Origin of the sequence: Klebsiella sp. 141203 (genome assembly GCF_032601985.1) — a bacterium.
Taxonomy (GTDB): domain Bacteria; phylum Pseudomonadota; class Gammaproteobacteria; order Enterobacterales; family Enterobacteriaceae; genus Klebsiella; species Klebsiella aerogenes.
On sequence record NZ_JAQIRL010000001.1, the window covers coordinates 484,851 to 500,034 of the forward strand.

14 protein-coding genes are annotated in these 15,184 nt (G+C 54.3%); 5 read left to right on the forward strand and 9 right to left on the reverse strand.

Annotation, left to right across the window (positions count from 1 at the left end; genetic code table 11):
- Positions 1–53: 53 nt before the first annotated feature.
- Positions 54–290 (forward strand): DUF2554 family protein, encoded by a 237-nt coding sequence (locus tag PGR29_RS02440; protein WP_087859526.1) that lies wholly within the window; start codon positions 54–56, stop codon positions 288–290.
- Positions 291–299: 9 nt separating this feature from the next.
- On the opposite strand, the gene PGR29_RS02445 is transcribed toward PGR29_RS02440, so the two are convergent.
- Positions 300–2,261: a peptidase U32 family protein gene (locus PGR29_RS02445; RefSeq protein WP_113373268.1), complete on the reverse strand. Its 1,962-nt coding sequence runs from the start codon at positions 2,259–2,261 to the stop codon at positions 300–302.
- 233 nt (positions 2,262–2,494) lie between these two features.
- Positions 2,495–3,040: a helix-turn-helix domain-containing protein gene (locus PGR29_RS02450; protein ID WP_316423985.1), complete on the reverse strand. Its 546-nt coding sequence runs from the start codon at positions 3,038–3,040 to the stop codon at positions 2,495–2,497.
- Between the two features lie 88 nt (positions 3,041–3,128).
- On the opposite strand from PGR29_RS02450, the gene PGR29_RS02455 reads away from it, so the two are divergent.
- Positions 3,129–4,301, forward strand: a complete 1,173-nt coding sequence (locus tag PGR29_RS02455) for a benzoate/H(+) symporter BenE family transporter (RefSeq protein ID WP_316423986.1) — start codon at positions 3,129–3,131, stop codon at positions 4,299–4,301.
- Here the strand turns inward: PGR29_RS02455 and PGR29_RS02460 are convergent.
- A complete protein-coding gene (locus PGR29_RS02460; RefSeq protein ID WP_087859524.1) occupies positions 4,278–5,147 on the reverse strand; it encodes a helix-turn-helix domain-containing protein in 870 nt (289 codons plus the stop codon). The genes PGR29_RS02455 and PGR29_RS02460 overlap by 24 nt on opposite strands.
- Positions 5,148–5,330: 183 nt before the next feature.
- On the opposite strand from PGR29_RS02460, the gene PGR29_RS02465 reads away from it, so the two are divergent.
- A complete protein-coding gene (locus tag PGR29_RS02465) occupies positions 5,331–6,227 on the forward strand; it encodes a DMT family transporter (protein ID WP_316423987.1) in 897 nt (298 codons plus the stop codon).
- 45 nt (positions 6,228–6,272) lie between these two features.
- Here PGR29_RS02465 and PGR29_RS02470 read toward each other — a convergent pair whose 3' ends face one another.
- Both PGR29_RS02470 and PGR29_RS02475 read right to left on the reverse strand, forming a co-directional pair.
- On the reverse strand, positions 6,273–6,941 hold the full coding sequence (locus PGR29_RS02470) for a DUF3313 domain-containing protein (protein WP_087859521.1): 669 nt from the start codon (positions 6,939–6,941) through the stop codon (positions 6,273–6,275).
- Positions 6,942–7,076: 135 nt separating this feature from the next.
- A complete protein-coding gene (locus PGR29_RS02475) occupies positions 7,077–8,669 on the reverse strand; it encodes an ABC transporter substrate-binding protein (protein ID WP_316423988.1) in 1,593 nt (530 codons plus the stop codon).
- Between the two features lie 112 nt (positions 8,670–8,781).
- Here PGR29_RS02475 and pepT point away from each other — a divergent pair, with 112 nt between their 5' ends.
- Positions 8,782–10,011: a peptidase T gene (gene pepT / locus PGR29_RS02480; protein ID WP_271032629.1), complete on the forward strand. Its 1,230-nt coding sequence runs from the start codon at positions 8,782–8,784 to the stop codon at positions 10,009–10,011.
- On the opposite strand, the gene tehB is transcribed toward pepT, so the two are convergent.
- Positions 10,008–10,604 carry a tellurite resistance methyltransferase TehB gene (gene tehB / locus PGR29_RS02485; RefSeq protein ID WP_087859516.1) on the reverse strand — a complete coding sequence of 199 codons (597 nt, stop codon included), beginning with the start codon at positions 10,602–10,604 and terminating at the stop codon, positions 10,008–10,010. The two genes, pepT and tehB, sit on opposite strands and share 4 nt — an antisense overlap.
- A 2-nt stretch (positions 10,605–10,606) precedes the next feature.
- On the reverse strand, positions 10,607–11,605 hold the full coding sequence (tehA, locus tag PGR29_RS02490) for a dicarboxylate transporter/tellurite-resistance protein TehA (RefSeq protein WP_316423989.1): 999 nt from the start codon (positions 11,603–11,605) through the stop codon (positions 10,607–10,609).
- A 111-nt stretch (positions 11,606–11,716) separates the two neighbouring features.
- Here tehA and ydcK point away from each other — a divergent pair, with 111 nt between their 5' ends.
- Entirely contained in the window at positions 11,717–12,697 is a 981-nt protein-coding gene (ydcK, locus tag PGR29_RS02495; protein ID WP_316423990.1) for a YdcK family protein, read from the forward strand.
- Positions 12,698–12,701: 4 nt separating this feature from the next.
- Here ydcK and rimL read toward each other — a convergent pair whose 3' ends face one another.
- Positions 12,702–13,262, reverse strand: a complete 561-nt coding sequence (gene rimL, locus PGR29_RS02500; RefSeq protein ID WP_087859512.1) for a 50S ribosomal protein L7/L12-serine acetyltransferase — start codon at positions 13,260–13,262, stop codon at positions 12,702–12,704.
- A gap of 67 nt (positions 13,263–13,329) precedes the next feature.
- On the reverse strand, positions 13,330–14,985 hold the full coding sequence (locus PGR29_RS02505; protein WP_087859511.1) for a glucan biosynthesis protein D: 1,656 nt from the start codon (positions 14,983–14,985) through the stop codon (positions 13,330–13,332).
- Positions 14,986–15,184: the final 199 nt, after the last annotated feature.

Sequence of the window (15,184 nt, forward strand, 5' to 3'; positions counted from 1 at the left end):
AATATTAAATCAATCATATTAATCATGCGTTATTTATTGATATGGAAAATGATATGTGGCGGAGAGGAATAGCGGCAGTGGTGCTGATGTGCGGATTATTCTCCGGGCATCTGCTCGCCCAACGTCAGGGGCATGATTATTTCCCGGTGCAAAGCCTCGAACAGCAGTTACTGCACGAGGCTGATTGCGATGAGCTACGCAGCCGGGCTGAGGATACCGCCAGTTCGCTGCGCGAGCATCACCACCGGCAGTATGCGCGCAAAGCAAAGGCGCATAACTGTCCGCCGTGAGAACGGCCCTTACGCGCCTTTACGCTTGGGCAACGTTTTCATCAGCTCGTCAGGACTGACGGAGGCGACGATACTGCCCGGATGCGGCATCTTGAGGATGTGATTTTTGATTTTACCCACCACGTGCATTTCGCATGGACGGCAATCAAATTTCAGCGTTAACACTTCGTCACCATGGATCAGCTGCATCGGCGTCGCCTTCCAGCTCTTTATCGAACCTTTGGCCTGCTTCGGACACAGGTTGAAGGCGAATCGCAGGCAGTGCTTGGTGATCATCACCGGCACGTCGCCTTTCTCTTCATGAGCTTCATACGCCGCATCGATCAGTTGAACGCCATAGCGCTGGTAGAAAGCGCGCGCTTTGTGGTTATAAACGTTCGCCAGGAACGACAGATGCGTTTCCGGATACACCGGCGGTGGTACGGAGACCGGTTTACGCGTTCCGCGCTGCCAGGCATCGAGGCGCGCCCGATCGAGCATCTCTGCGGTTTCACGGCGCAGTTGGTTAAGCATACTGTTCGGAACAAACAGCGCCGGTAGATTAATCTGCACATCACGCGGGTAGTAAATGGTCTGGCCGAGCTTCGCCACGCCATCTCGTAAATTGGCCAGCGCTTTTTCCGCCTGGGTCGCTTCGGCGAATTCGCCATCCAGCGTATGCGTGACGCTGACGCCGTCTTCGCAGGTCATGGTCAGCACCAGCTGTTCCTGCCAGCCGCTCAGCGCGATATCAACCGCAATGCGGCGCTCGCTGGAAGTTTTCAGTAGCGCCTGCTGCCAGTTATGATCGAGGTTACGATTAAGCGCCTCGTGCGGACGCACTTTATGCAGGTCTGCCGGCATTTCGTTTGGCCAGACGCGATAACGATTTTCCCCCGTTTTCTCCACCGTATTGGCGCGGAAGCCGACAACTTCACGTTTGATCATCACATTCAGACCGTCGCCGTTAGTCAACGCGTCGGTCACTTCGACATCGAGATAATCTTTTCCGACTTTTAATACTTCGCCTACCGGCAGGCCGATAAATTTCGGCGAATCAAACGCGCCGATATCGCCCTTACGCGCGTTAACAAAATAGTCGGTGCTGCCGCGATGGAACGTTTTATCGGTCGACGGCACGAAGAAGTGTTCGGTGCGCCCGGCGGAAGAACGCGCGAGATCGCCGCGGTCTTCAATAATACGATCCAGCATCTGACGATAGTGAGCGGTGATATTTTTCACATAACTCATATCCTTATAACGCCCTTCAATCTTAAAGGAGCGCACGCCGGCGTCGATCAATGCCGCCAGGTTGGCGGTCTGATCGTTATCTTTCATCGACAACAGATGTTTTTCATAGGCCACGACGCGCCCCTGATCGTCTTTCAGGGTGTAAGGCAGGCGGCAAGCCTGAGAGCAGTCGCCGCGGTTGGCGCTACGTCCGGTTTGTGCATGAGAAATATAGCACTGACCGGAATAGGCTACGCATAAGGCGCCGTGAATAAAGAACTCGATAGTCGCGTCGGTATTATCATAGATCGCTTTAATTTGATCGAGGTTGAGTTCGCGGGCCAGAACAATCTGGCTGAAGCCTGCATCAGAGAGAAACTTAGCCTTCTCGACGCTGCGAATATCGCACTGGGTGCTCGCGTGCAGCTCAATCGGCGGCAGATCCAGCTCCATAATCCCCATATCCTGCACGATCAATGCATCAACGCCGGTCTCGTACAGATCGGTAATCAGCCGTTGCGCGGGTTCCAGTTCATCATCATGAAGAATGGTATTCAGCGTCACAAACACCTTCGCGCCAAAGCGATGCGCAAACGGCACCAGGTTGGCGATATCGCTCAGGCTATTGCTGGCATTATGCCGCGCGCCGAAGCCCGGCCCGCCGATATAGACCGCGTCGGCGCCGTGTAAAATCGCTTCACGGGCGATCCCGGCATCGCGGGCAGGACTAAGAAGTTCAAGATGATGGTTTTGCAGGCGCATACGCTCGTCGTTATCCGTTATAGGGGGTCGAAATGGCGGCTATTGTAGTCAGAACTGGGCGTAGACGAAAACATTTTCCGCCGCGCCCACACAGCGAATTTGCAGAAATCGGCAAAGCATTGAAGAAAAAGCTATTTCTCATGAAAACCCGGCAAGGTTACAGTGGCTGCGTATTCCGGATTTTCCTCGTCACGTTGTGAATTTTAGTCTCAGTCATCTTGATTGGCCGCGGATTAATCCGCGGCTTTTTCTTTTGGATAATGAATCAGTGAATGAAAGTGCGCCGTCTGCGCGCCGCTATTGCGGTAAGCGTGCGTCAGGTCGCCGGCAAAGCGCCGCCCTTCTCCCGCCTGCAATGAATGCCACTGCCCCTGCAGACATAAATCCAGCGTACCGCTAATGACCACGACATGTTCAATGACGCCGGTCTCATGCGGCGTCGATTCGCTCAGTGCGCCGGGGGCGAGGGTAATCGAAAAATGGTCAAAACGCAGTTCAGGATCCCATGGGAAGATGGGCGTCACCACCATCGCCTGTTGCTGCGGGTCGAAGGCGGCGGGCGCAGCCGTCTCATCGGCAACGATGAACGTCGAAAACGCCACATTGAGGCCGGTGGCTATCTTCCACAATGTCGCGACCGTTGGGCTCGATTCATTACGTTCGATTTGCCCGAGCATCGCCTTTGATACTCCGGTTTCTTCCGCCAGCCGCGACAAACTCCAGCCGCGCTGCTGACGCAGGCTTTTCAGCGTCAATGCCAGATGTTGGGCAATATTCATTGGGGGCTCCTCGTCATTTTCATGATATTACCAGTTGTACGCTATAACGCACAATGCTACCTTCGTCGTATGTTATAACGCACAAGAGGTGTTCATGCGCTCCTTTACCCTTCCCATCCCCACGCTGCTCGCGGGATTTGTCGCCGTGCTGGTAGGCTACGCCAGCTCCGCCGCCATCATCTGGCAAGCGGCCGCCGCCGCTGGCGCCGACGCCGGACAAATAGCTGGCTGGATGACCGCCCTTGGCCTGGCGATGGGCGTCAGCACGCTGGTATTAACGCTATGGCGGAAAGTCCCCATTCTCACCGCATGGTCAACTCCAGGCGCGGCTTTACTGGTCAGTGGATTACAGGGAGCGACGCTGGCGCAGGCGGTGGGAATATTTGTTTTCGCCAACGCCCTGATTCTGCTATGCGGCGTGACGGGACTGTTTGCCCGCCTCATGAAAATCATTCCGCATTCGCTGGCGGCGGCAATGCTGGCGGGGATCCTACTGCGTTTTGGTCTGCAGGCATTTGGCAGTTTGCAGGATAATCTCCCGCTATGCGGCGGGATGTTCGCCGCCTGGCTGTTATGCAAAGCGCTTTACCCACGTTTTGCGGTCGTTGCGGCGTTAGCGGCGGGCGGGATCATCGCCCTACTAACCGGCTCGCTGTCGCCAGTGGCAAACGATATGGTTTTTGTTGCTCCGCAGTGGATTACGCCGCAGTTCACCCCTTCGCTACTGCTCAGCGTCGGTGTACCGTTTTTCCTTGTCACCATGGCGTCACAGAACGCGCCCGGCCTGGCGACCATTCAGGCATCAGGATATCGGGTTCCGGTCTCGCCGCTAATCGTATTTACCGGCGCGCTGGCGCTGCTATTCTCACCATTTGGCGTCTATTCCGTGTGCATCGCCGCCATTACCGCCGCCATCTGCCAAAGCCCGGATGCGCATCCGGATGCGGATAAGCGCTGGCTCGCCGCAGCGGCGGCCGGTGTGTTTTATCTGTTGGCGGGGCTATTTGGCGGTTCGATAACCGCGCTAATGGCGGCGCTACCGCCGGTGTGGATCCAAATGCTGGCGGGGCTGGCATTGTTAGGAACCATTAGCGGCAGCCTCTATCAGGCGCTGGGGCATGAGAGCGAACGCGATGCCGCAGTCGTAACCTTTTTAGTCACCGCCAGCGGCGTTACCCTTGCAGGAGTCGGCTCGGCCTTTTGGGGGCTGGTCCTCGGCGGTATCAGCTATGCGCTATTAACCGCGCTGCGCCGCGCGTAGCTGGCTTGGCGTAAGACCCGTGGCGCTTTTTACCCGGTGGCTAAAATGGCTGGCGGAGCTAAACCCGCAGGCCAGCGCTATCTCGGTCAACGGCCGTTGGGTGTGGCAAATCAGATGTTGCGCCTTGATCATCCGCCGCTGCATCACATACTGATGCGGCGCCATATTCATTGACTGGCGGAACATCCGCGCAAAATGGTATTCGCTAAGCGAAGCCTGGGCGGCAAGGTCGGCGAGCGTTAGCGGCTGCTCGAGGTGCTCCTCAATCCACGCCAACAGATTACGCAACAGATGCGGCGCCAGGCCGCCGGTAACCGTCGGCAGGCGCCACTGGACGTTCGAATAGTTTTGAATCAGATGCGTTAACAGCAGCGTACTGGCCGAGCTTAACAGTAATTGATTAGCCTGCTGGCGCCAGTCGTTATCGAGCAGAAACTGACGATAAACCGCGGTAATTTTGTCATCGCTGGCGAAGGTTTTTTCCTGCAAGGTGAAAGACGCCGGGCTGCGGTCCCAAATTTGCTCGCCGACGCGGCGTAGGTGCTCATCGGTGCAATAGAGATGAACGAACGAAAGATCGCCGCGAATATCCCAGGTGCTTTCGTCCCCCTTTGGCATCAGACAAAAACGATCCGGCCCGCCGCCGTTCCTCCAGCCGTAGGGCGTTTTTTGGTAGCTTTCGTAACCATCGGCAATATACAGGCTCAACGTGTGGTGGTCGCTGCGCACCGTGATCCGGTCAAGGTCGTTGTACCACGCGGCAAGCTGGATCCCGGAATTGAGTTCTACGGTCCCCCGCAGCACCGCATTCTGTTGTTGTAATGTTTCGAACGTCCCGTATGCCATAGCCTTCACATCGTTTTTAATCCGCAGACCTCTAGTCTATGAATTGTCATCACCGCTTACCAGCATTGACCATGAGCTTGTGAAAAATAAGCGCAAGATTTTGCAAGTCAGCAACAAAACGGTGACAGCGCTTTGCCAGGAAAAATCGCACACTTACGCCAGGCATATTAAAGGAGAGACATTTTGAACGCATTACTCTACGGGCTGGTGGTGGTTATCTGGGGTACCACATGGATTGCTATCTTTTTACAACAAGGGCCCGTCGCCGCGCCGGTATCGATTTTCTGGCGCTTTGCCGTCGCCAGCGTCACTATGCTGACAATTTTGCTGATTACCCGCCGCCTGCGCCCGCTGGCGATGCGCGATCATCTGTTTTGCATGCTGCAAGGCTGCTGCGTCTTTTGCTTTAACTTCTGGTGTTTTTATACCGCCGCGGCGCATATCAATACCGGCCTTGAGTCGGTGATCTTTTCGATGGCGGTATTATTTAACGCGATCAATAGTTTTATTTTCTTCCGCCAGCAGCCACCGGGGCGCTTTTGGCTGGCTGCGGCACTGGGGCTCGCAGGAATTGTCACCCTTTTCTGGGACGATCTCCTCGCCAATGGTCTAAACGCGTCGCTGCTGTGGGGAATTGGCCTGAGCGCCCTGGGAACGTACGGTTTTTCATTAGGCAACATGTTGAGTATTCGCCACCAGCGCCGCGGGCTTGAGACATTAACCACCAATAGTTGGGCCATGTTTTACGGCACCCTGGTGATGGGGGCGATCGCGCTGCTGCGCGGCGATAATTTTACGCCACAGTGGACATGGAGTTATATGGGCGCCCTGCTGTATCTGGCGTTGTTCGGTTCGGTTATCGCGTTCGGCGCTTATTTCACTCTGGTAGGCCGTATCGGGGCCAGCAAAGCGGCCTATAGCACGCTGCTTTTCCCGCTGGTGGCATTAACTATCTCCACCTTCTACGAAGGTTACGTCTGGCATAGCAATGCGGTGCTAGGTCTGGCGTTAATACTGGTAGGAAATCTGGTGATGTTCGCCCGCCCCGAACAGCTGTTTTTGCGCCGCCGGCTGGCCTAATAATAAGCCCGTCAGGCATCGCGCCAGACGGGCTTAACGCATCAATTACTTCTGTGACGGATCGAATTTCACCGCGTCGATCGCCATATCATCAATCACCTGTTTCAACGTATCAGCGGTCAGCGGCGTGCTCTCATTAGACAGCGTTTTGCCTTCGCCCTTACGTACAACTTTAATAACCGGTTTATTGGTCTTCGCGTCGATCAGTTCGCCTTCGAAGTAGAGATTCGTGTCCATCGTGCGATGGCCGGTTGCCGCCTGGGTACCCGCGACAATCATCGCCACCGGGATCACTTCATAGAACTGCAGACCTTCTTTACTGGTATCAACACCGGTGATTGCGCCGCGGAAAATCAGGCTGCGCGGGCCAGCCGTAGTCGCCAACGGTTTACGTTCGCTGATGGCCTGTTTCATCTGCTTGTTGGTGTAATTGAGGATGTCCTGCAGCGCTTTCTCCCCTACCTGAGTCGTTGGTTTCGGCACCGGGTAGTAGGTGATTGGACGGTAGACAACATTGTCGTAATTGCTCGGATTGTAGTCCGGGGAGATCCAGCGCAGCTCTGGTTTGCCGGAAGCCGAGGTAGTCTCTTTTAACTTAGAGTAATCTTTTAAGAACCCGGAATACTGATTCGGTTGCGCCAGTTTGGATGCACAACCGGTTAATGCCAGTAGCCCGGCCAGAGCGGCTACTTTAAATAACGTTTTCGTACGCATGGATGATCCCTGTAAATGCAGTTTGTCGGCAAGATTTATAACAAATTCCCACGCTAAGTTTTGTGACAAAAAAGGTGGTCCGTCAACTCCTTGCAAAAAATAAATCCGCCAATGCGGCGGATTTATTTATGGTGTTTATTTTACGTCCACTTGATAAAAAAGATGTTTACCAAACGGGTCGATTTCATACCCGGTCACCGATTTACTTACCGGCTCAAAAATAGTTGAGTGCGCAATCATCACGGCCGGCATTTGATCGTGCATCATCTGCTGCGCCTGTTTATACAAAGCTTCTCGTTGTGGCCTGTCGGTGATGGTTTTGGCTTCGGCGATAATTTTATCAAACGGCGCGTAACACCATTTCGCCGAATTAGAACCGCCGTTGGCCGACTGGCAGGTAAATAATGGGCCAAAGAAGTTATCCGGGTCGCCGGTCGCGGTGGTCCAGCCCATCAACGCCGCCTGATGCTCGCCGTCTTTCACCCGCTTAAGGTATTCGCCCCATTCATAGGTGGTGATTTTGGTCTGCACGCCGATTTTAGCCCAGTCGGCCTGGATCATTTCCGCCATCCGTTTCGCATTCGGGTTATAGGGACGCTGAACCGGCATCGCCCACAGGTCGATGGTGATGGGACCCTTCACGCCGGATTCACGCAGCAGCACTTTGGCTTTTTCCAGATCCCAACTGTAGTCCTGCAGGTCGGCATCTGCACTCCAGACGCCAGGCGGCAGCAGATTTTTCGCTACCGTACCAGTGCCGTGGAACACCGCGTCAATAATTGCCGGTTTGTTGATAGCCATAGCCAATGCCTGGCGTACCTTAACGTTATCCAGCGGCGCTTTCTGCGTGTTGAAGGCAAGGAACCCGGTATTAAGCCCGGCTTTGCTCATCAGATTGATCTGCGGATTCTCTTTCATCCGCGGTAAATCGGCGGGATTAGGGAATGGCATGACCTGACACTCATTTTTCTCGAGTTTAGCGTAACGCACCGAGGCATCAGGCGTAATACTAAATACTAGACGATCGATTTTCGCTTTTCCCTGCCAGTAATCAGGGAATGCGGTAAACAAAATCCGCGAATCTTTTTGGTATTGCGCCAGCTTAAATGGCCCGGTACCGATGGGATCCATATCAACGCGCTGCGGGGTTCCGGCTTTCAGCATCGCATCGGCATATTCCGCAGAGAGGATTGAAGCAAAATACCAGCCGAGATCAGCGACAAAAGGCGCCTCGGGGTGCGCGAGGGTAAAACGCACCGTATATTCATCCGGTTTATCAATTGCGGTAATTAACGAACCAAACTCCAGGCTTTCAAAATTGGAGTAGTTGCCATTAGAGACGTTATGATAAGGGTTATTCGGATCCTTTTGCCGCATAAAGGAAAAAATAACGTCATCGGCATTAAAATCACGGGTCGGTTTAAAATACTTATTACTTTGGAATTTAACGCCCTTGCGTAAGTGGAAAGTATAAACTTTGCCATCGTCGCTCACCTCCCAGCTTTCCGCCAGGCTGGGCTGCAATTCCGTGGTGCCAACTTTAAAGTCCACCAGCCGGTTATATATCGGTATCGCGCTGGCATCGACGCTGGTCCCGGAAGTATAAAGCTGCGGATTAAAGTTTTCCGGCGAGCCTTCAGAGCAATAAACCAGTGTTTTCGCATTCACAGCGGAACTCACCGCTAATGCCGCTATCGTCAGAGCTATTGAAGTAAATGTGCGTTGCATGCGTTTCCCTTTTCATTTTTTGACTAATGAATAGCTTTTTGTTTTATTGCCCATAGATAACACTAAAGCCAGATTGCAAACACCCGAAATAATAAATTAAGAAGGAAACACTATGGCCTCGCCCTTAACCAGACAATTAACCCAGCGCTTCTTTCGCTATCTGGCTATCACCAGCCAAAGCGATCCACGAGCAACCACGTTACCCACGACGCCCGGACAACATCAGATGGCGCAGGCGTTAGCCGACGAGCTACGTCAGTTTGGCCTTGACGATATCGTTGTCGACGAGCACGCGACCGTGACGGCGGTTAAAAAAGGCACCGTCCCCGGTGCGCCGCGGATCGGCTTTATCACGCATATTGATACCGTTGATGTCGGACTGTCGCCGGATATTCATCCACAAATCCTGCGATTTACTGGCGAAGATCTCTGCCTTAACCCGGAACAGCAAATCTGGCTGCGGGTTGACGAGCATCCGGAAATTCTGGCCTACCGTGATGAAGAGATTATTTTCAGCGACGGCACCAGCGTACTGGGCGCCGATAACAAAGCAGCGGTGACCGTTGTCATGACTCTGCTGGAAAACCTGACCGCCGAACATAAGCATGGCGATATCGTCGTGGCGTTCGTCCCGGATGAAGAAGTGGGTCTTCGCGGGGCAAAAGCGCTGGATCTCTCGCGTTTTGCCGTCGATTTTGCCTGGACCATCGACTGCTGCGAACTGGGCGAGATCGTTTATGAAAACTTCAACGCAGCCTCCGCGGAGATACGGTTTACCGGCGTCACGGCGCACCCAATGTCCGCCAAAGGCGTATTAGTTAACCCGCTGTTAATGGCTACCGACTTTATGAGCCATTTCGACCGCCGGCAGACGCCGGAGCACACCGCCGGGCGCGAAGGCTACGTGTGGTTTAATGGTATTCATGGCGATCAGAACAGCACGCGCTTGCAGGCTAATATTCGCGATTTCGATCTGGACAGCTTTAACCGACGCAAACAACAGATTGGCGAAGTGGCAGAGAAAATCGCCGCCCAGTACCCCACTGCCAGGGTTGAATTCACGATAAGCGATACTTACAGCAATATCAGCAACGCCATTGGCGAAGACCGCCGGGCTATTGATCTGATGTTCACCGCGATGGAAAGCCTCGGTATAACGCCAAAACCCACGCCGATGCGCGGCGGTACCGACGGCGCAGCGTTATCGGCAAAGGGGCTGCTGACGCCGAACTTCTTCACCGGCGCGCATAATTTCCATTCGAAATTCGAATTTTTGCCGCTGCGCGCCTTTGAGGCCTCCTATCTAACCGCCCTGCAGCTGTGCCTGCTGGCGGCGGATTAAGCCGGTTTACGCGCCAGCATCGTGGCGAAGCGTAGCTTGATGCGGTTGCCGCTGGCGTCGGTGCGGTGCAATTCGCCGACATCTTCGTTGTACTTGAGGAACTGCCAGCCAGCATAATAGTCGCGCAGTTCTTCAGGTTTGAAGGCGAACGGGAAACCCACGGTACAAGGGTAATCTTCGGTATCCATGGCTGCCACAATCAGGTTATAGCCGCCAGGCTTCGTGCAGCGCTGCATGTTGGCGATAAGACCAGGGATGGTTTTGGCTTCCAGGAACATCATCACCACGGTAGAAAGAATAAAATCATACTCGTCATCAAAACTCAGCGTATTCAGATCCTTAATCGCCGTCTGCAGGTTTTCCAGCCCTTCTGCCTGACGAATGGTCTCCAGATTATCGATACTCATGGGGTTCTTATCCCACGCGGTGACGTTGTAACCTTTCGCCGCCAGATACAGGCTGTTGCGACCATTGCCGCAGCCGAGGTCAAGCGTTTGGCCCGGCTGCATCAGCGAGGCGGCATACACCACTTCTGAGTGGGTGCGCGTGAGGCCATATTTTTCTGTAAAGTAGTTTTCGTCACGAGTCGTCATGATTAATCCTTGTTTGGCAATAAAGTGGCACGGTCTACGCGAATTAACAGTTTACCCCGCACCAGCAGAAGAAAGGTACGCAGCAGCAGCAGGCCGATAATCAGGTTGCTAAAAATAAATAAGGGGATCGCCAGCGTATGGAAAAAACCGTGCGGCTGACCGTGCCCCAGATGCAGGCCGGTGGTCGCCAGTGCGGAAATCCCGAACGAGAAGCTCCAGAATGAAGCATTAAACGGCTGCTGCAGATACCACGGCATCAGGCGCAGCATAAATAGCAACTGCAACAGCCCGTAACCAAATAACATTTTGGCAAACGTATCACCGTCGCCGCCATTGACGCTGAGCCACGCGCTACAGGCCACCAGAGCAGGCGCCAGCTGGATACCCAACGATGTCCGCAATGCCGCCGGTAGCTCGCCGTTGCTGCGCAAACGCTGTAGGATTACCGGCTCCAGGCTGAGCCAGGAGAAGACGCCGGCGCCGAGAAACACCAGTCCGGCATCGCTGAATCCCAGCGCGCCGCAGGCCATGGCGCTGATAAAATTGTTGGCGACAGTCGGCAGATATAAACCGGGCGTCGTCGCCTCTCCCGGATGTTTACCCCGCCACAGCCCGGCGCTCTGCCAGGCCGCATAGCAAAGCTGCAGCGTAACCCCCGCAGCAAATAACGCCAGCGACAACGGGCGATACCAGCCTGCAAAAGCGATCGACACCAATAGCGTTGTTGCCGGGATCAGGCTGACAAAACTGCTGGCCACCGGATGACGGATCTCCTGCCGCACGCTCCACGGGAAACGAATAGCCCGCGCAATAAACGCTATCATTAATAGCGCCCAGATAGTTGTCGCCAGCACCACCAGCGCATCGCCAATAATACTGCTCACCGGCCAGATGGTACTGGCATAACGCCAGGCGAAGCCCATGCCGATTATCCCCAGCACCATACCAAAATAGCCAGCCGGTAGATTCAGCACCCGGTCGCTTACTGCGTTTTTATTCATTTTATTTAAACTTTCAATTTAATTTTAAGTTGCATTTTAAAGGAACCTTATAAAACGCGCTACGGAGATTTTTGCTATGTTTATGTTAACCAACGGTAAAGAGAAATACTGATGAATAAATATCGTCTGAGTGAGCACGTCCGCCTGTATCATTTCGAAGTAGACGGAATTAAACATAGCGTAAATCTGCGGCAAATCGTGGCGCTGATTGATTTCTCGGACGTTAAGGCGGGTAGCGAAGGTGGCTGGCTCGATGATGAAGCCGCTTTAAGCCAGGGCGGCGACTGCTGGATATATGACGCCAATAGCGTCGTCTTTGCTGGCGCGCGCGTTGACGACAACGCCCGTCTGACCGGCACCTGCGTAATAAGCCACGGGGCGACGATTAGCGATAACGCCTGGCTTGATAATGTTGAGGTAAGTCACGGCGCCAGGATAAGTGACAACGTCACTATAAAGCAATCGCAAATCCGTGGTGTCTGCCGAATCGCCGACCAGGCGCGTATTCTCCCCCATTGTCTGGTGATTGCCGCTCAGGGGCTGACTTCTGATGCCGACAAAGTGCTGCAAATTTATCAGCGCGCCACGGTCAGCGCCTCACGGATTGTTCATCAGGCGCAAATCTACGGTGATGCCGTAGTTGAGCATGCTTTTGTTGAACACCGTGCCGAAGTGTTCGATAACGCACGTATTGAAGGTAATGAAGATAACGATGTATGGATATGTGACAACGCCCGGGTCTACGATTGCGCGCGACTGGTTGCCGGGCGCGGCGAGGATCAAATCCCGACTCTGCGCTATAGTGCGCAAGTGGGTGAAAACGCCGTGGTCGAAGGCAACTGCCTGTTAAAGCATCGCGTCATGGTCGGCGGGCACGCCCATCTTCTCGGCGGGCCCATTCTGCTGGATGACGAGATACTCATCGAAGGAAATGCGACGATTCGTGGCGATGTGATTATCGAACATCAGGTAGAAATCTGCGGTAACGCCTGTATCGAAGCGCTGGAGGGTGACAAAATTCATCTTCGCGGGCGCAAAATCGTCAGCGGCGACGAGCATATCACCCGTACGCCGCTGCTGGGTTCGCTGTAGCCACTTATTGCGGGTCGATAATCCGCGCGTAGATATTCTGATCGTCATACGCGCCATTTAAAAACTCGGCCTGCTTCAGACAACCTTCCAGTTGGAAACCATTGCGCAGCGCCACCTGATTACTGCGCTGGTTGGCGACCCGACATTTAATAACGAAACGGCGCACGATGCCCGTTTGCGCATAATGGTGGATAAACGCCTGTAACGCCTGTGATAACAGTCCCTGCCCCTGATGGTTTTGATCGATCCAGTAGCCGATATAGGCCGTCTTGTTCAACGGTTCAATCTGGTTAAATGACAGTACGCCGATCATCTGCCCCTGTAAAAACAGCAGGAACATTTTTGCATAACCGCGCTGGTGCAGCATCACGTTTCCCTGCACGTGGCGCCGGGTTTCATCTTCACTCAGCACTTCCGCAGGCCAGCTTAACGTATGCTGCAACCAGTCACGGTTTTTGAGCACCAGTTGATGTAGCTCACTGACGTAACGTTCGTCAACCGCACGCAGCTCCAGCTGTTCGTTGACCGGGATAGTTTCGATGGTGGGGCCGTTTTCGGCAGTCATGGCAATATCTCACTGATAAACAACAACGCCCGCAGTAGCGCACCGCGGGCGGGTATCAACGACCTGGTTATTTCATAATCCGGTCATCAACGTAGTTACGCCGATCCGCCGCAGGCGGGAAGTACTGATACAGCCACGTTTCGCTGATAGCGTCGCCACGGCAGCGCAGGAACATGCGCATCTCCACCGGATCGGTGGAATCTGAAGTCGGATACCAGTCAAAGAGAATTCGATAGCCGTCAAACGGCTCGACGTAGAGGATCTCTACCTGCTTAGCCTCGCCGCTGGAGAGCGTAATCACCGGCTCAATGCCTTTCGGCGCCGCGGCTTTCAGGTCGCCGCCAACAAAATCGATAGCAAAGCGGCGCGCCCATTTGTCCGGATAATGTTCACCCGGCGCCCATCCTTCCGGGAAGCCGCCCATTCCGGTACGTGTCGCCAGCACTCGCGCCAGCGGAGAGCGTACCGGCGGTTGCGCGCTCCAGTACAAGCGGTAGCTAAAGTCCAGTTGATCACCCGCTTTTACCGGTTTTTCCGGCTGCCAGAAGCAGACGATATTGTCCAACGTTTCGCCGGTAGTCGGGATTTCCATCAGGCTAACGGCCCCTTTTCCCCACTGATTACGGGGCTCCACCCACAGGCTCGGGCGCTTGTTATACCAGCCCATCACATCCTGATAATGACTGAAATCGCGATCCAGCTGCAGCAGGCCAAATCCCTTCGGGTTTTTATCCTGGAACGCGTTGAACTGCAGCTTTTGCGGATTATTCAGCGGACGGCAAATCCACTCGCCGTTGCCGCGCCACATCGACAGGCGGTCAGAATCGTGGATTTGCGGATGGATGGTATCGCACATCCGGCGTTCGTTATTACCGCAGCTGAACATGCTGGTCATCGGCGCAATGCCCAACTGCTTAATGTCTTTGCGCGCATAGAGATGATTTTCGACATCCATGATCACCTGCGTTTCCTGGCAATTCACGGTGAACTTATAAGCGCCGGTGACGCTTGGGCTATCGAGCAGCGCGTAAACGGTGAACACCGTCGCGCCAGGTTTGACGGTTTCAAACCAGAATGACGTGAAATCCGGGAACTCTTCCGGCGTATCGGTAAAGGTGTCGACGGCCAGACCACGCGCCGACAGGCCGTACTGGTAAGTGCTGTCGACCGCGCGGAAGTAGCTGGCGCCCAGGAAGGCGACGATATCGCGGCGCGCCAGTTCCGGCGCCTTAAACACGCGGAAACCGGCGAAACCAAGATCGGTCTGCCCTTCCAGCTGTTTGGTGTCAACGCCGGCGTCGTTGTACTGGAACAGCTCCGGACGGAAATGTATCTCCCGCGCCTGCTGAGACTGCGCGTCCAGCGAGAACATGCGCACCCGGCGGCGGAAGCCCATACCAACATGGAAAAACTGGATATCCAGCTTACGCTCTTCAACGTTATTCCACAGCGAATGCGCCGCATCATACTGAATGCTGTTATAGGCCTGAGGGGTCAGATTCGCCAGCGTCGGCGGCAGGTCACGCGGCGCGCCGCCCCACGGCTGACGGGCTAAGTCATGAGCCATCGCCTGCAGGACGGAAAAGTCAAAGCGGCGCGTCTGGCCATCGGCGATAGCAGAATCCGCGGCGAAAGCCGCTTTAGTGAATAACGAGGCGACTCCTGACGTTCCGCATACGGCGGCAACAGCCATGGATGATTTAAGAAAACGTCTGCGGTTCATGCCTGGAAAAGCGTCCTTTTTGAGAGTTCGACGGATACGCAACGTTGCAAACATCTGCGTCGTGAATTCCGCTCACTCTAGACAAAAATGATTGATAATCCAATTGTTGGCAGGCGAAAAGCATGAAAAAAAAGATGTCCACCGGAACAGACTGAATAACCACCCAGCGATCGCTATCGCTGAACTGTTTTGGCGAACA